12 protein-coding genes and 3 pseudogenes are annotated in these 16,260 nt (G+C 50.3%); 12 read left to right on the top strand and 3 right to left on the bottom strand.

Annotated elements, in window-relative coordinates; translation table 11 throughout:
• Positions 1-379: 379 nt before the first annotated feature.
• The 4 genes from JCM15764_RS04805 to JCM15764_RS04790 all read left to right on the top strand — a co-directional run bounded on the left by JCM15764_RS04805 (position 380) and on the right by JCM15764_RS04790 (position 4,024).
• Positions 380-745, top strand: coding sequence for a substrate-binding domain-containing protein (locus tag JCM15764_RS04805; protein WP_054693171.1), 366 nt, complete (start codon positions 380-382; stop codon positions 743-745).
• A complete protein-coding gene (locus JCM15764_RS04800) occupies positions 733-1,062 on the top strand; it encodes a type 2 periplasmic-binding domain-containing protein (RefSeq protein ID WP_054693167.1) in 330 nt (109 codons plus the stop codon). Before JCM15764_RS04805 ends, JCM15764_RS04800 begins: the two co-directional genes overlap by 13 nt.
• Positions 1,063-1,068: 6 nt before the next feature.
• The gene (locus JCM15764_RS04795) at positions 1,069-3,162 is read left to right on the top strand and encodes a methyl-accepting chemotaxis protein (RefSeq protein WP_054693164.1); all 2,094 of its coding nucleotides are present in this window, start codon (positions 1,069-1,071) and stop codon (positions 3,160-3,162) included.
• Between the two features lie 283 nt (positions 3,163-3,445).
• Entirely contained in the window at positions 3,446-4,024 is a 579-nt protein-coding gene (locus tag JCM15764_RS04790; protein WP_054693161.1) for a hypothetical protein, read from the top strand.
• A 69-nt stretch (positions 4,025-4,093) separates the two neighbouring features.
• Here JCM15764_RS04790 and tgt read toward each other — a convergent pair whose 3' ends face one another.
• Positions 4,094-5,203 (bottom strand): tRNA guanosine(34) transglycosylase Tgt, encoded by a 1,110-nt coding sequence (tgt, locus tag JCM15764_RS04785; protein ID WP_054693158.1) that lies wholly within the window; start codon positions 5,201-5,203, stop codon positions 4,094-4,096.
• A 406-nt stretch (positions 5,204-5,609) separates the two neighbouring features.
• Between tgt and JCM15764_RS04780 the strand changes: the two genes are divergently transcribed.
• The 3 genes and pseudogenes from JCM15764_RS04780 to JCM15764_RS27860 all read left to right on the top strand — a co-directional run bounded on the left by JCM15764_RS04780 (position 5,610) and on the right by JCM15764_RS27860 (position 8,973).
• On the top strand, positions 5,610-6,290 hold the full coding sequence (locus tag JCM15764_RS04780) for a succinate dehydrogenase cytochrome b subunit (RefSeq protein WP_054693155.1): 681 nt from the start codon (positions 5,610-5,612) through the stop codon (positions 6,288-6,290).
• A 10-nt stretch (positions 6,291-6,300) separates the two neighbouring features.
• On the top strand, positions 6,301-8,217 hold the full coding sequence (locus JCM15764_RS04775; RefSeq protein ID WP_054693151.1) for a fumarate reductase/succinate dehydrogenase flavoprotein subunit: 1,917 nt from the start codon (positions 6,301-6,303) through the stop codon (positions 8,215-8,217).
• Positions 8,217-8,973, top strand: a pseudogene (locus JCM15764_RS27860) (succinate dehydrogenase/fumarate reductase iron-sulfur subunit). Before JCM15764_RS04775 ends, JCM15764_RS27860 begins: the two are co-directional and overlap by 1 nt.
• A gap of 77 nt (positions 8,974-9,050) precedes the next feature.
• On the opposite strand, the gene JCM15764_RS21865 reads toward JCM15764_RS27860, so the two are convergent.
• Together JCM15764_RS21865 and JCM15764_RS04765 are read right to left on the bottom strand one after the other, a co-directional pair.
• Complete coding sequence (locus JCM15764_RS21865; protein ID WP_243688424.1) at positions 9,051-9,158, bottom strand: cytochrome c3 family protein; 108 nt, start codon at positions 9,156-9,158, stop codon at positions 9,051-9,053.
• Positions 9,159-9,169: 11 nt separating this feature from the next.
• The gene (locus JCM15764_RS04765) at positions 9,170-9,859 is read right to left on the bottom strand and encodes a c(7)-type cytochrome triheme domain-containing protein (protein WP_243688376.1); all 690 of its coding nucleotides are present in this window, start codon (positions 9,857-9,859) and stop codon (positions 9,170-9,172) included.
• A gap of 123 nt (positions 9,860-9,982) precedes the next feature.
• On the opposite strand from JCM15764_RS04765, the pseudogene JCM15764_RS30590 reads away from it, so the two are divergent.
• The 5 genes and pseudogenes from JCM15764_RS30590 to JCM15764_RS04745 all read left to right on the top strand — a co-directional run.
• Positions 9,983-10,378, top strand: a pseudogene (locus JCM15764_RS30590) (hypothetical protein); the annotation flags it as partial.
• A 383-nt stretch (positions 10,379-10,761) separates the two neighbouring features.
• Complete coding sequence (cas6, locus tag JCM15764_RS27855; RefSeq protein ID WP_369412250.1) at positions 10,762-10,932, top strand: CRISPR system precrRNA processing endoribonuclease RAMP protein Cas6; 171 nt, start codon at positions 10,762-10,764, stop codon at positions 10,930-10,932.
• 120 nt (positions 10,933-11,052) lie between these two features.
• A pseudogene (gene ftsH / locus JCM15764_RS04755) lies at positions 11,053-12,902 on the top strand (ATP-dependent zinc metalloprotease FtsH).
• A 274-nt stretch (positions 12,903-13,176) separates the two neighbouring features.
• Entirely contained in the window at positions 13,177-14,670 is a 1,494-nt protein-coding gene (malQ, locus tag JCM15764_RS04750) for a 4-alpha-glucanotransferase (protein ID WP_054693145.1), read from the top strand.
• A gap of 94 nt (positions 14,671-14,764) precedes the next feature.
• Entirely contained in the window at positions 14,765-16,051 is a 1,287-nt protein-coding gene (locus JCM15764_RS04745) for an O-acetylhomoserine aminocarboxypropyltransferase/cysteine synthase family protein (protein WP_054693439.1), read from the top strand.
• Positions 16,052-16,260 lie beyond the last annotated feature (209 nt).

Below are 16,260 nucleotides of genomic sequence, written 5' to 3'. Positions count from 1 at the left end.
CAAGGTCAGAAATGCCGGCCAACCAATGGATTGGAATCCTCTATCGAAAAAGACATTGGGGAATGATTACCATAGGGATAAATCCAAATAGATTTTCTAATAATTATTCATTGACCGCTTAAAATGCTTGGTGTATGTTCTGCTTACCCATTAGAACTGCCTTGGCGGGTCGATAATCGTGCTGCAGCTTCATTTTTGACCGGTTTGGGCCATAAATTCAGGGAGCTACAACCTTTTTAGAAGGGGGATCGTTCATGAAAAAAACAACACTGGTACTTGCACTGTCCATACTCATTGCTACGTCGGCCCAAGCGGAAACCATCAAGATCGGGGGCTCAGGGAGCATGATCCTCTATTAACCAACCTTGGCAAGGCCTTCATGAAGAAAAACCCGAAAGATGCCATTGAGGTGAACCCAAAATCCATGGGGCAGCCTGGGGGAATTGCGGCTCTCAATGCCGGGGCAATTGACATTGCCATGTCTGCCATGCCCATCACTGCCGAGCAGGCAAAACTGAAAGTCGAGCAGTTTGAGATCGCCAGGGTTGCGGGGATTGTGGCGGTCAATAAGAATGTTACGGCAACCAACCTGACCAGCCAGCAGCTGTGCGACATCTATGCAGGCAAGATCAAGAACTGGAAGCAGGTCGGGGGGGCGGACGCCCCGATAGCTGCGCTGACCAGGCCGGAGAGTGACTCCACCAAGGCGATGTTCCGCAGGCCTATGCCTGTATGGCCAGTGTAAAAGAAGCGCCGGAGATTCTGAACCTCCCAAAATCAGCAGATATGTTTGGTGCTTTGGGCACCACCCACAATGCCATCGGGCCTGTTGATTCAATCGCCCTGGGGGATGCTGCGGGTAAATTCAAAGAAATCAAAGTCGACAACAAATCCCACCAGATGCTTGAAAGCGGCAAGTGGCCATTTGTCTTACGGAACAATCTTGTCCTTAGAAAGAACCGAGGCGAAGGGGTCAAGCGGTTTATGGCCTTCATCAAATCGCCGGAAGGGCAGGCGATCATCAAGAGTGAAAAAGCCATCCCAACCGTTTTCAAATTTTAAGGCACAATGCAATCAGAGCAAGAAGGGCATGGTGAAAAAAGGAACCGGTTTCGCAGGAGTCTCTCCAGGAGATTCCTGCTTCGGCTTCTCTTTATTCTTTTCCTGGGTCAGTGTCTGACACTCGGCTGGTCACTGCACTCCAATAAAAAGATCCAGGAGGCGGATGTAAAGGATAAGCTCACTCTTTGCGGCAAGCAACTTACTGCCGTTGCCGTGGTGTCGAGAGCGACCTTTGATTTCACCTACCTGGGGCAGTTGGCTGATGAGATGATCAAGGACCCGGATCTTGTCCGGATTACCTACATCGACAATGGCGTCACCATTATCGATGTCAAAAAGCCCAATCCTCCTGCCGATCAGCTTAAGATGGCGCTGCCTGTCCTCTCCGGAACCGAGAGGGTCGGCACCATTGACTTTTCTTACTCCCATGCCAGAGTCATGGGCAATATCCTGTCCCAGACAATGGTTTCCATTGTTCTTACCGGGGTTCTCTTTCTGCTTCTGGGCGCCTTCACCATCTTCTTTTTCAATCGGGATATCGGCTCCAAGATTGCGCTGATCAATGCCAATCTGAATCAGGTCAGCAGCGGGGACCTGACTACCCGGACTAAACAGTTTGCCAATGATGAACTGGGCTCCATCTCCTATGGACTCGATTTCGTCATAGGCTGGCTCTCCACGACCGTAGGGAGGATCAAGAAAATCTCCAGCAACGTTGCCGATGCTACCAATCACCTTTCCAGGACTTTCAGAACGCTCATCAAGGGTGTAACCCAGCAGCAGGAGTCAACTGGAAAAGCTCTCCTCTCGGTGCAAAACTCCCTGGTCTCCCAGCAGCAGATCATCAATGCCACTGAGGAACTGCTCGACCTTTCCCGGGAAAGCACCTCAGCCCTGGGTGATATCCTCAGTGCTTCCCAAGGCGTGGTGGACAAAATGGATCGCCTCAGCAGCCATGTCGATTCCTCCTACGGCACCATCATTGGACTTTCCAATGCGGCAAACGAGGTTGCTTCGGTGGCGGCAAAGGCCGACGGTTCTGTAGCAGCCGCCGATCTTGCCGTATCCGGTATCAACAGCTCTGTTACAAGAATTGCTGCCATTGTCAGGGAGACAACGGATGTTTCCGAGGAGATGAACAGTATTATCGCCGAACAGGGGGTGAAATCGGTAAACGATGCAATAGAAAGCATGCAGAAAATCGACCAGCTTGCCGCCTCTCTTTCAGGTACTATTTCGAGTCTTGGCTCCAGGTCGAACGATATTGCAAAAATACTTGAGGTTATCAAGGAGGTGACCGACCAGACGAAGCTCCTCTCTCTTAATGCGCAGATTCTCTCCGGTCAGGCCGGTGAACATGGCCGCCCGTTTTCTGTCGTTGCAGCTCAGATGAAAGAGCTTTCCAACAAGACCGCAAACTCGACCACGGAAATTGAGGCCATAGTTTCAGCCATCCAGCATGAAATCAGTTTGGCGGTATCTTCGGCCATCGCCACATCCAGGATGGTTGCAGAGGGGAAGACAGTTGCCGTGAAGGTCAATGAGGCACTGCTTCAGATCCGGGATGCCTCTCAACGCTCTACGCAGATGGTCAGCACCATTCAGGATGTGACGGCTGACCAGAACCAGGGTCTGCAGGGGATTGTCAAAGCTTTCGACGAAATAAGGGAGCTGATAAATGAGGTGAACCGCACCACCGGAGTCGAGAATGATGGCATAAAGGGTTTACAGCAGGACTTTGATACCATCCGGGAGGCTACGAGGATCACCAGGTCCGCCTCCGAAAGCCAGGTTGAGTCCATACAGCTTATTTCAAAAAACCTTACCATGGCAAACGACAAGACTTGCGAGATAGCTACAGCTTCCAGAAAACAGCGCGAGATGAGCGAAGAATTAATTGTTGCCATGGAAAAGGTAAGTCACATCAGTATCGATACCGTTAAAGGGGTGAAGGAGGTGGCGACACGCTTCGGGGGCATCAGCGAAGCTGTAAACACTCTGCATCGCGAGATCGAAATAATCAAGACGGAGACCGACGCTGAAGCTGGGCCTGAAACGGAAGTGCAAATAGAATTTTCTCCCGCAGCATCCTCTATATAATATCTGCCAGGCAATTCTTCTTTTCCATACCTGAAATAAAAATGGCCTTTTGAACAGGTCCTCATTTTCTTTTCTTCCCCACCAGTCATTTCGCTTCAGAAAAGCATCCCCCTGGTTTTTTATTTTCACTCATTACCATCAAATGGTCATCGTAAGGTGCGTCGATTCGCTTCCACCGACCCGACATCGGGTCGGTTTGCTATAGATGTCGCTAAAATGTTCTGTAGGGATCATGATAATCTGAATTCCACCTTCAGCAAAAAAACTTGAAGGGGAGACAGTCATGAAACAGTTACTAAAAAAATCAATCTTGCTAATCCTCGTTTCACTCAGCGTATCACCTGCCTATGCTGGCAATGTGGGGATCAATCTCGGCCTCCATGTGGGGGATCGACTCCCTTCCGACGGTGATCGGGTGATAGTATCCCATTATGAACCACCATATTCTTCAATGGAAAGACCCCGTATGGTTTATGCTGACCGGCTCGGATTGTATGTTGTGGTAGGGATACCATATGATATGTGCTACTTGCAGAACAGCTATTACCTCTTTCGCGATGGTTGCTGGCACAGGGGGCGCAGCAGCCGCGGACCTTGGGTAATGGTCAGTCATCGGGATCTTCCGAGGTCCTTGCGCAGCCAAAGGATAGAGGGTGTGCGAGATTATCGCCATGCCTGGCAGCGTCGTTTCGGTAATGAAAGGAACTATTACAACGACAGGAATGTAGTGCCTGTTGAACGGGTGCATTTTTCAGGAGAGAAAGATCACCGGCGGGAGGTGCCGCGAGAAGAGTCCAGGCAGTGGCAGAAACCGGACAGGCAACAGCACAGGGCTGTGATTGGCTGGAATGAGCACCGTTGAATTACCTGTTTGTCAAACCGGCATCAATTGAAAAGCCCGCTTCGAAGCGGGCTTTTCTGTGCATTGGATCTATTTTCCTTTGAGGTAGCTTTCAAGGAAGGTCTGTTTGAATTGGGTGAAGCGGTCTTCCTCGATGGCTTTGCGAATGCCTGCCATCATATCCAGGTAGAACTGAACGTTGTGGATGCTGGCCAGGATTGCCGAGAGCACCTCATTGGCATTGAACAGATGGTGGATATAGGCACGGGTGAAGTTACGGCATGCATAGCAGCTGCAGTTGGGATCGATGGGATAGAAATCCCGTCGGTAGTTCTTGTTGGTGAGGCGGATCTTGCCCCTGTTGGTGAAGAGGGTGGCGCTCCTTGCATAGCGGGTGGGTATGACGCAGTCGAACATGTCCATGCCTCGCTCCACGCTCTCCAGGATGTCTTCGGGGAGACCGACTCCCATCAGGTAGCGAGGTTTGTCCTCCGGCAGAAATGGTGCGGTCATGGCGACAACTTTCTTCAGTAGCTCCAGTCCTTCACCTACTGAGACACCGCCGATGGCGTAACCCGGGAAATCCATTCCAACAAGTTCTTTCGCGCACATCTCCCGCAGGTCTTCGAAGACACTCCCCTGCACTATGCCGAACAGGGCCTGGTCCTTTCTCGTCTGGGCTTTTTTACATGCCTCCGCCCATCTAATGGTTTTCCTGGTCGATTGGTCAGCATACCGCTTGTCGCACGGGTAGGGGATGCATTCGTCAAAGGCCATGATGATGTCGCTTCCCAGTGCCTCCTGGATGGCAATGGCCTTGGCCGGATCGAGAAAGACCTCTTCTCCGGTTATTTCATGCTTGAAATAGGCCCCGTCATCGGTTATACGCTTGTTGGGCAGGGAGAAAACCTGGAAACCGCCGGAATCCGTGAGGATCGGTCCTTCCCAGGCCATGAACCTGTGCAGGCCCCCCGCTTTTTCCACCAGGCTTTCGCCAGGTCTCAGATGAAGATGATATGTATTCGACAAAATGATCTGGGCACCGGTTTCCTTAACCTGCTGAGGAGTCATTGCCTTCATTGCGGCATGGGTGCCGACAGGCATGAATATGGGGGTTTCGATCGTGCCATGGGGCGTCTTCAGTTGTCCGCGTCTGGCCGCGGTTTTTGAGTCTTTTTTTATAAGCGTGAACATTGTCATTTATCACTTCCGTGGAACTAATTTAAATACCTAATTGAATTAACAGAATGGCTGCTAAAATGCAACCAGACAACGGGTCGCAGAGAAAAAATAGCTGTTAAAAAGGGATAATTTTGGTTGCTTTTTTATAAAACGACGTTTAGTATACAGTATACATTTCCTAAGTATTATAAATTTTTAATATTTTGTTCGATTAAGCACATTGTCCATTGTTTTTTAATTTATTTAGAAGGAGGTAGGTTATGCTCACCGGCACAGAATGGCGCGCACCCCCTTCGTAGTTCACATTTCCATTTCTTCCGGCTGCGAGTCAAAGACGGATAGAAAGGGATGCCTGGCAATTTAGCAAAAGGGTTCCTCATACCCCTCAGTAACTCTTTTCCAATTCATTCAAAGGGACTAAATTATGGAATTTTTTAAAAACTCTGTGGGAAGAAAGATTTTGATGTCGATTACTGGTCAGTTGCTGATCATTTTTGTAATCGTCCATATGATCGGCAACTCCTCAATTTTTCTGGGTGCCGACGGAATCAACGCATATGCGAAGCATCTTCATGACCTGCCCCCCCTCGTCTGGATTTTCAGGCTGGTGATGCTGACTGCCGTAGCGATCCACATCATTTACGGCATTCAGGTTACCCTGGAAAACAACAAGGCCAATGCAAAGAGCTATGCTGTTCAAAATCATCTGAAGGCCACTTTCGCTTCAAAGAACATGATCTGGACAGGCTTGTTGATTGGCGCTTTTGTCATCTATCACCTGCTCCATTTCACGCTTCATATTACCAATCCTGAAATTTCTGCCGGACTAGCCGGCAATTTTGATGCACTGCAGAGACCTGACGTGTTCAAGATGGTCGTGCTCAGCTTCCAGAAGGGGCTCATTGCCCTCATGTATGCTGCTGCCATGGTCATTCTTTTCCTTCACCTCAGCCATGGTATCCAGAGCTTCTTGCAGACGATGGGCTGGAATAACGACAAGACTCGCCCTGTATTCTCCACTGTCGGCAAGGTTATTTCCGGCATTCTCCTGGTAGGATACGTCTCCATTCCATTGGTCATCTTAACCGGATTATTGAAACTTTAGGGGGTTCATAGTGATACTCGACGGAAAATGTCCGCAAGGACCTATTGAAACAACATGGGACAAGCACCGCTTTGATCTGAAGCTGGTCAATCCCGCAAACAAGAGAAAATATACTGTTATCATGGTGGGTACCGGTCTTGCCGGTGGCGCCGCTGCTGCATCTCTGGGTGAGCTTGGTTACAACGTCATGGCTTTCTGTTATCAGGACAGCCCCCGCCGGGCCCATTCCATCGCCGCTCAAGGCGGAATCAATGCTGCAAAGGCATATCCCAATGACGGCGACTCTATCTACAGACTCTTTTACGACACCATCAAAGGTGGCGACTTCCGTGCCCGTGAGGCGGATGTCTGGCGTCTTGCCCAGGTGTCCAACAACATCATTGACCAGTGCGTTGCCCAGGGTGTTCCCTTTGCCCGTGATTACGCCGGTTATCTTGACAACCGTTCATTCGGTGGCGCCCAGGTTTCCCGTACCTTTTACGCCCGAGGGCAGACGGGCCAACAACTCCTTCTTGGCGCTTACTCTGCGCTTTCACGCCAGATAAAAGCTGGCACGGTAAAAATGTACAACCGCCGCGAGATGCTCGACCTGGTTGTTGTGGATGGTGTTGCCAAAGGTATTACCTGCCGCAACCTCATAACTGGTGAGTTGGAGTCCTATGCAGCTGATGCCGTATGTCTTGCTACCGGCGGCTATGTGAACGTCTTCTATCTTTCCACCAATGCCATGGGCTGCTCTGTCACGGCAAACTGGAAGGCCCATAAGAAAGGCGCATTTTTCGCCAATCCCTGCTACACACAAATTCATCCCACCTGTATCCCTCAGGCCGGTGATTACCAGTCAAAACTGACGCTCATGTCCGAGTCACTCCGTAATGACGGGCGCTGCTGGGTGCCGAAGAAGAAGGAAGACCTGGGCAAGCATCCCAACGACATCGCCGAAGATGATCGTGACTACTATCTGGAGCGCAAATACCCGAGCTTCGGCAATCTGGCCCCCCGTGACATCGCTTCACGTGCCGCAAAAGAGCAATGTGACGACGGCCGTGGCGTCGGCCCCGGTGGTCGTGGTGTCTACCTTGATTTCGCCACCGCCATCAAGCGGGTTGGCGAGCACACCATCAAGGAGCGTTACGGTAACCTCTTCGAGATGTACGAGAAAATTACCGATGAGAATGGTTACAAACGGCCGATGCGTATGTATCCGGCACCGCACTACTCCATGGGCGGTCTCTGGGTTGACTACAATCTGCAGAGCAACATCCCTGGGCTCTTTGTTCTTGGCGAGGCTAACTTCTCCGTCCACGGTGCCAACCGCCTCGGAGCTTCTGCTCTCATGCAGGGTCTGGCCGACGGCTACTTCGTCATTCCTTACACCATCGGCGGCTATCTTGCTACTGTCAAACCCGGAACGGTCAACGCCGACAATGCAGAGTTCAAGAAGTCCATTGAAGACGTGCAGGCTAATACCAAAAGGCTTCTTTCCATAAACGGTAAAAAAACGGTTTCGGAGTTCATGCGCGAGCTAGGTACACTCATGTGGGAAAACTGCGGCATGGCCCGCAGCAAAGAGAGTCTCGAAGCCAACCTGAAAAAGATTCCTGCTCTGCGCGAGGAATTCTGGAAGAATGTCAAGGTTACCGGTACCGGTGCCGACCTGAACCAGGATCTTGAGAATGCCGGCCGTACCGCCGATTTCCTCGAGTTCGGCGAGCTGCTTTGCCGCGACGCCCATCACCGTAACGAGTCCTGCGGTGGTCACTTCAGGACGGAATACCAGACCTCAGACGGTGAGGCACAGCGTGACGACGAGAACTACTGCTATGTTGGCGCCTGGGAATACAAAGGGGAAGGTAAGACTCCGGAACTTCACAAGGAGCCACTCAAGTTCGAGAACGTACATCTTGCGGTAAGGAGTTATAAATAATGAGCGATCACAAAACCATGACTCTGACACTTAATGTCTGGCGGCAGAAGGGTCCTAACCAACCCGGAAAGTTCGAAACCTACACCGCCAAGGGAATAACCGAGCACCACTCCTTTCTGGAAATGATCGATGTGGTCAACGAAGACCTCATCAAATCAGGAAAAGAGCCGATCGTCTTCGATCACGACTGCGTGAGGGAATCTGTGGTATGTGTTCTCAGGTTGTCAACGGTGTGCCCCATGGAGCCAGGAGAGGACCACCGTCTGCCAGCTCCACATGCGGAAATTCAAGGATGGGGACACAATCTTCATCGAACCATGGCGTGCAACTGCATTCCCGATCATCAAGGACCTGGTCGTTGATCGTAGTGCCTATGACACCATCGTCCAGGCCGGCGGTTATACCTCCTGCCACACCGGCGGTGTGCCTGACGGTAATGCTGTGCTGGTGCCCAAGCCAGATGCGGATTATGCCATGGACGCAGCCGAATGTATTGGTTGTGGAGCCTGTGCAGCTGCCTGCCCAAATAGCTCGGCAATGCTCTTTACTTCAGCCAAGGTGGCCCAGCTGGCAGCTCTTCCCCAGGGAAAAGTTGAAGCCGCTGCCCGTGTCAAGGCGATGGTTGAGACAATGCAGGAGTGCGGATTCGGCAACTGCTCCAACCACTATGAGTGCCAGGCAGCCTGCCCCAAGGGGATCGATGTCAAGTTCATTGCCAGGCTGAACAGGGAGTACCTGAAGGCTCAGTTTAAGTAAGAACATAATGACAGCTTCACCAATAAAAAAGGGCGGATCTTTTGGATCCGCCCTTTTTGCGTCCGCTGTAATGGGTATCAGGACTTCTGAGGCAGTGTGCTGTGGCAGCGCTGACAGTCCTGTAACGGAAAAGCCACGGTTGTATGGCAGAGGCCACAGTACTTCCCTTCGTTTATTTCTGCCATGGAATATTTGGTCATTCCTTTTTTGATCCCGGCAAACACCTCTGGATGCAGACTTCGCAGCCGTTCCAGAAGGTATGTTTTTTGTGGGAAAAGATGATGTCAGGCAGTTCGTTTACCTTTGCTTCCAGGGCAAAATCTTTCTGCACGGCCAGAGGCGCACGTTTTATGGACACTTTATCCAGAAAATCAATGGGAGTGATGTAACCGTCGCTTTCAGCCTTTTCCCAGTCTATGCCATTGCCGAGACGCTCTTTCGGCAGGTTGTCACTGAAGCGAAAGAATCCATCCGCCTTGGCCTCATTTTTTCCCTTCTCATGGCATTTGTCGCAATATTGATCATGGGCACCGCTTTTTTCCAGCGAGCAGGACCTGAAAATCTTCCGCCCTTCATACTCTCTTTTTCCGTCGTGGCATGTGCCGCACATGTAGCCGCGCATATTATCGGCTGCCCTGATATCGGTTGCCCCGCGTTTCATGGAAAAGCCGATATCGGCGTGACAAAGTCTGCAGGTATATTTGGCCCTGTGGACCCAGTGATCGAAAACAGCCGGAGGCATTTCCGGTTTAACGCCTGACGGTGGTAAAACAAGAAGGCTGCCATATTCATATACCTTTGGTCTTTTCTGCTTTACGCCGGTCTGGGCAATTGCAATTCCTCCCAACAAGGCTGTGCAGAGTATGGCGGTGAGGAGCTTTTTCATGTGTCCTCCATAATATAAATTGCTGCTAATCATAGTGGAAAGTTCATTATTGTCAAGATACATAAGTAACTGACGAAAAAAATGTTGCAAATTTTAGTTTGTTTTTGACAATTCTTTTACCACATGGTTGTTATAGAAGTAAATTTAACCATCATCGAGACAGGAATGGCTCTGACCTTTACCAAAATTGTTATTACACTCCGGCTGCAAAGAGACATTCGAGGGCGATATGCTTTCTTTAATTTGAAGAATGGATTTGAGAGCGTCTTTCGTCAAAATATAAACTGCTGCCAAACAAGCTGCTATGGCTGCCGGAGCGGAGAAGAATGTTGTCATCCTGGTATTTTCTCACAGTCTCTGTCCGCAGACCCATTGGCCTTGAAAAGGTACCAGAAACCTTCTTTGCCCTTTGTCTTCCATATCCCACTCGTGCCTGATCTGCCCAACAAAGGCATGACCGTCGAGGTGGAGGTCGTATTGATTGGATCCGCAGCTGAATACTACCAGCACTTCATTCATTGTGTGTCCTCTGTCTACTCGGGTTTTGCTGCTCTGGTAAAAGCGGAATCCGAAGACTACATGGGGAACCGCTATCTGATAATGGGGGAGCTGGGAGAACTGCATCATGACCGTTTATTTCTTTTTTCCGCAGAAGAATTGCAGAATAACTGCCAACATATTTCAGGTATGATCGAAGTTACCTTCGTTACTCCGGTTATTTTGTTACGTCAGGGCCATGCTATGCGGGAAATGTCCTTTTCCACTTTCGTCCGCGCATTGTTCAGGCGAATTTCTTCTCTTGCCTATTATTATGGTGGAGTTGAAATGAATTGCGATTTCAAATGGCTGGTAGAACAAAGTTGCCATGTTGAAACGATAGAATCGGAGTTGGCCTGGACTGAATGGAAAGTGGCCACGCCGGGGGCGAGGCTGAGCGGCATCATGGCAGAACTGCTTTTTCCGGAGATATGGATATCTTTTATCCGTTTTTACTGCTTGGTCAGTATTTCAATATTGGAAAAGGGGCATCCTTTGGCCGTGGCAGGTATCTGATGCATGGGATTTGCCGATAAGCCAGCCTGTGGGCTTGTTTTGCTTGTAAAACCGCCGGTACTGGGTAAGCTGTTATCTAGTGGTCCGGAACTCCAAATGTAAACGATCTTTATATCAGGATATAATGCAAGGAGCCGTACATGGGGCCTTCTGTGTGGAAACCGGTTGTGTTAATGCTGGTGTTGGTTGTTTTTTTCAACTTTTTCTACAACCTTGCCAATCAGGGTGCAGAACAGGAATTCAGCGTCTCTTACAGTCGCTTCCGAAACGAGCTGGCTGCGGATAATGTCAGGAAGGTAACCATAAAAGGGGTTAACCTGCGGGGCACATTTCGCAACAAGATCAATCTGGTGGAGAATCTTCAGGGGAAAGAGGTGACGCGCCAAGTGTCGGCCTTTAAGACAGTGTTGCCCGCTATGGCCGATCCGACACTGATGCCGGAACTAACAGCAAAAAAGGTCGATGTAACGGCAGTTTCCACAGAGACTTCTTCATTTGCCAGCGTGTTGATCTATATACTGCCGTGGCTTCTGATCATAGGAATCTGGTGGCTGATGATGAGAGGGGTCAAAGGACAGGGGCCGGGAGCCATGATGGGGGGCTTTGCCAAATCCGGAGCAAGGATGTATGTGAGTGGTGAAAGGATCAATGTCACCTTTGAAGATGTGGCCGGCATGGAAAACAGCAAGCAGGAGCTGAAGGAGATGGTGGACTACCTGAAGAATCCGAAACGCTTCCAGGATATTGGCGGGAAGGTTCCCAAAGGGATACTCCTGGTCGGGCCGCCTGGTACAGGCAAAACGTTGTTGGCACGGGCCGTCGCCGGGGAGGCCGGTGTGGCGTTTTTCAGCATTTCTGCTTCACAGTTCATAGAGATGTTTGTCGGTGTTGGTGCCAGCAGGGTGCGTGACCTCTTCAGCAATGCCAAAAAGGCCGCGCCGAGTATCGTTTTTATCGATGAGCTGGATGCTGTCGGTAGAAGCCGTGGCGCCGGCTTTGGCGGCGGTCATGACGAGAGAGAGCAGACCCTCAATCAGCTTCTTTCCGAAATGGACGGTTTTGATCCACATGAGGAAGTTATCGTCATTGCTGCAACCAACCGTCCAGATGTACTTGATCCTGCCCTGCTCAGGCCCGGGCGGTTTGACCGTCACGTGGTGATTGATCGTCCCGATCTGCGTGACCGCGAGCAGATCTTGAAGGTCCATGCAAGAAAGATTCGGCTGGACCCACAGGTGGATCTTTCCATAATTGCCAGAGGGACTCCGGGCATGACTGGGGCCGACTTGGAAAACCTGATAAATGAGGCGGCAATCCAGGCAGCTCGTCAAAATTCCAAGACTGTCTCCATGGATGATCTGGAGAGGGCCTTGGACAAGATATTGATGGGGGGGGAGCGGAAGATCGTAATTTCGGAGCACGAAAAGAACATCACCGCCTATCATGAGGCAGGCCACACTCTGGTGGCAAAGCTTCTACCCGGTACGGACCCTGTGCACAAGGTGACGATCATTCCCCATGGCATGGCTCTCGGGCTGACCCAGCAACTGCCGGAGGATGACCGCTATCATTATCCAAGGCCTATCTCACCAACAGGCTATGCGTGGCTTTGGGGGGGAGGGTGGCCGAGCGGCTGGTTTTCAATGATATTTCAACCGGTGCCCAAAGTGACCTGAAGACGGTGACCCAGCTCGCGGAAAAGATGGTCTGTCAGTGGGGCATGAGCGAAAAGATCGGAGCTGTTATCTATAGCCGGGGAGAGGAGCATCCCTTTTTAGGCCGCAAGCTGGCAGAGGAAAAATCTTTTTCCGAACAGATGGCCTGGCTTATTGACCAGGAGATAGCTGCCATAATAAAGGAAGCAGAGTTAAAAGCCGAAGAGTTGGTATCTTCCAACAGAAAGAAACTGGATGTTTTGGCGAGTGCTCTGCTTGAGGCTGAATCACTTGACGGACGTAAGGTGGACGAGATCCTGAACTCTGTTCAATAGATGATTATATAGCCATGATTCTGGGCTATCCTGGAAATTTCAGGGTATCTTTGATCTGATAACTTTCCCCTTCCAGGTAAATGTAAACCCGCCTGATTCGTTGGGAACTGCGCTTTCCAGCAGAGTTTCAAATAATGCTGTCTTGATAGTTTCCATAGTAAATATTCCTTTCTCCTGGTTTCCCTGCCAAGAGCTGTATCTCCTGAAACGGAATTGCATTATAGCAGCTTTGTGGCATAGTTGACACCAGCCAATTTATCAGCGGGGTCAGTTTATGCAACGAAGAAGAAAGAGCGGCATCCTACTTCATCCATCTTCCTTGCCGGGGCCAGGCGGTATCGGTTCTCTGGGCGAGGATGCGTACAGATTTGTAGATTTTTTGCAGAAGGCTGACCAGACAATGTGGCAGATATTGCCCTTGGGACCGACAGCCTATGGGAACTCTCCCTATTCCTGCTATTCTGCATTTGCCGGCAATCCATTGCTCATTTCACTGGAATCAATTATTGATGACGGCGATGTGGATTCCAAGGACCTGAAGCCAAACCTGCCAAGCGGGCGTGTAGATTATAGTCTGGTTCAACCGTATAAACTTGGTGTCCTGCGAAAAGCTGCGGCCCGCTTTTTTAAAACAGCTGACCAGCGGCGCAAAGAGGATTTCTGGTATTTCTGCGACAATACCTTCTGGCTGCATGACCATGCGCTGTTTATGGCGCTCAAGGAGCACTACTCCGGCAAGAGCTGGTGCGACTGGCCGGAAGATATTGCCCTGCGCAAGCTTGCAGCCGTGGCAGAACATTCAGAAAAGCTCGGAACGGCCATCGGTGAACATAAATACATGCAATGGCAGTTTTTCCGCCAATGGCAGCGCCTCAAAGCCTATACCAACGACAGGCATATCGAGATCATCGGCGATATGCCCATTTTCGTTGCCTTTGACTCCACCGATGTATGGGCCAATCCGCACCTCTTTCACCTGGACAAAAAGGGAAGGCCAACGCTGGTTGCCGGCGTCCCCCCTGATTATTTCAGCAAGACCGGTCAGCTGTGGGGCAATCCCCTTTACAACTGGGAAAGGGTTGCCGAAGAAGGTTTTAGCTGGTGGGTGGCACGGGTGCGAAATGATTTGTCTCTTTACGACCGGGTCAGGATAGATCACTTCCGTGGATTTGAAGCTTACTGGGCGGTGCCGGCCGGGGAAAAAACGGCAAAAAACGGACGCTGGGTCAAGGGGCCGGGCGATGCACTCTTTTATGCCTTGGCCAGCCAGTTGGGTGCAGTTCCGCTTATTGCCGAAGACCTGGGGGTCATAACGCCCGAGGTGGAGGCGCTCAGGGACAAGTTCGGGTTTCCCGGAATGAAAATCCTTCAGTTTGCATTCGGCTCCGGACCATCGAATCCGTATCTGCCCCACAATCACGTGCAGAACTGCGCTGTCTATACCGGAACCCATGACAATGACACGACATCCGGCTGGTTTGCTTTACTTAAGGAAAAAGAAAAACAGGATATACTTTGCTATCTCAATATCGGGGCCGAGAATATCAGCTGGAATTTTGTCAGATCTACCCTGGCATCGGTAGCTGATATGGCCATCTTCCCGCTACAGGATATATTAGGCCTGGACAGCGAAGCTCGCATGAATGTTCCCGGTGTAGCGGGAGGCAACTGGTCATGGCGATTTTCTGCGGAGATGCTGGACAATGGCGTGGCGAAACGGCTCAAGGCTTTGACGGAAATGTATGGAAGAGGCAGAAGCAATCTGTAGTATTCCGATAGATGAAAATGAACGCAAAAAGAATCTATTCTTTAGAACTTTTATGGTAAAACTTTTTGATACTATTTCACAAGGGGGAATGAAAATGCCTGAAACAAAATTTAACTTTGATACCCTCACTCTGCATGCCGGACAGTCACCTGATTCAGCGACGCTATCCAGGGCGGTTCCCATCTATCAAACGTCCTCATATGTCTTCAAGAGTTCCGAGCATGCAGCCAACCTCTTCGGTCTTAAGGAATTCGGCAACATTTACACCAGGATTATGAATCCTACCACCGACGTGCTGGAGCAGCGGATGGCGCAACTGGATGGAGGTGTCGGCGCGCTGGCGGTAGCCTCGGGGCAGGCAGCAATAACCTATGCAGTTCTCAATATTACCCAGGCCGGAGAAAATATCGTCTCCACCAATTACCTTTATGGCGGGACCTATAATCTGTTTCACTATACTCTCAAAAAACTTGGTATTATCGTGAAGTTTGTTGATTCATCGAACCCGGAAAATGTGCGCCGGGCCATTGATGAAAAAACACGACTGGTTTACACGGAGTCGGTGGGTAATCCGAAAAATAATGTGGACGACTTCGAAGCCATTGCCAATATCGCCCATGCTGCGGGTATTCCATTTATAATAGACAATACGGTCACTACTCCCTATCTGTTTAAGCCGTTTGATCATGGTGCCGATATTGCTGTTTACTCCCTGACCAAATTCATCTGCGGACATGGCACCAGTATTGGCGGCTGCGTTGTCGACAGTGGTAAATTTCCATGGAACAACGGCAAATTCCCTGAATTTACCGAGCCTGACCCATCCTACCATGGGCTTAAATACTGGGAGGCGTTAGGTAATCTATCCTACATACTGAAGATGAGGGTCACGCTTCTGCGCGATATGGGAGCAGCGCTGTCACCGTTCAATGCATTCCAGTTTTTGCAGGGACTGGAAACGCTGCATGTGCGTATGCCGCGGCATGTGGAGAATGCACAAAAGATTGCAGAGTGGCTGGAAAAACATCCCAATGTTGCTTGGGTGAATTATCCCGGACTGGCCTCCCACACTGATCATGGTAGGGCGAAAAAATATCTGGGAAAAGGCGCCGGAGCCATCATCGGTTTTGGTATCAAGGGAGGGGTCGAAGCAGGCAAAAAATTCATCGATAACGTGAAACTGCTTTCCCACCTGGCAAACATCGGCGATGCAAAATCGCTGGTGATCCATCCTGCGTCTACCACGCACCAACAACTTTCAGAAGCAGAACAGATAGCAAGTGGTGTCACTCCTGATTATATTCGTCTTTCCGTCGGTATCGAAGATGCCCACGACCTGATAGCTGATCTCGATCAGGCGTTACAGGCTTCGCAGATCTAGCAGGGCTTGAGGAAACACTTCTGCGTGCGCCCTCTGCCGCTTTAACTTTATAGGAGACTCAATGTATATTCGTTACATTGAGTCTCGTTGTTTGGACTTTGATATGTGCCGATGGCCCGCTTATCAAAGCCTTGGAGGCAGAGCCTCTGGTGCTTATTCATCCTTAGGATATAATAATAGTAAAAATGTTGACCGCCTAAAAATGATTT

Origin of the sequence: Geotalea toluenoxydans JCM 15764, from assembly GCF_001311985.1 — a bacterium.
In the GTDB taxonomy this organism is placed as follows: domain Bacteria; phylum Desulfobacterota; class Desulfuromonadia; order Geobacterales; family Geobacteraceae; genus Geotalea; species Geotalea toluenoxydans.
The sequence above is the reverse complement of the archived record's forward strand: the minus strand, read 5'-3'. Positions and strand labels throughout refer to the sequence as shown.

Bases quoted from the DNA above. Each gene is read 5' to 3' on its own strand.
- JCM15764_RS04805 (WP_054693171.1), top strand. From the start codon at position 380: ATGAAGAAAAACCCGAAAGATGCCATTGAGGTGAACCCAAAATCCATG.
- JCM15764_RS04800 (WP_054693167.1), top strand. From the start codon at position 733: ATGGCCAGTGTAAAAGAAGCGCCGGAGATTCTGAACCTCCCAAAATCA.
- JCM15764_RS04795 (WP_054693164.1), top strand. From the start codon at position 1,069: ATGCAATCAGAGCAAGAAGGGCATGGTGAAAAAAGGAACCGGTTTCGC.
- JCM15764_RS04790 (WP_054693161.1), top strand. From the start codon at position 3,446: ATGAAACAGTTACTAAAAAAATCAATCTTGCTAATCCTCGTTTCACTC.
- tgt (WP_054693158.1), bottom strand. From the start codon at position 5,203: ATGACAATGTTCACGCTTATAAAAAAAGACTCAAAAACCGCGGCCAGA.
- JCM15764_RS04780 (WP_054693155.1), top strand. From the start codon at position 5,610: ATGGAATTTTTTAAAAACTCTGTGGGAAGAAAGATTTTGATGTCGATT.
- JCM15764_RS21865 (WP_243688424.1), bottom strand. From the start codon at position 9,158: ATGGCAGAAATAAACGAAGGGAAGTACTGTGGCCTCTGCCATACAACC.
- JCM15764_RS04765 (WP_243688376.1), bottom strand. From the start codon at position 9,859: ATGAAAAAGCTCCTCACCGCCATACTCTGCACAGCCTTGTTGGGAGGA.
- cas6 (WP_369412250.1), top strand. From the start codon at position 10,762: ATGGAAAGTGGCCACGCCGGGGGCGAGGCTGAGCGGCATCATGGCAGA.
- malQ (WP_054693145.1), top strand. From the start codon at position 13,177: ATGCAACGAAGAAGAAAGAGCGGCATCCTACTTCATCCATCTTCCTTG.
- JCM15764_RS04745 (WP_054693439.1), top strand. From the start codon at position 14,765: ATGCCTGAAACAAAATTTAACTTTGATACCCTCACTCTGCATGCCGGA.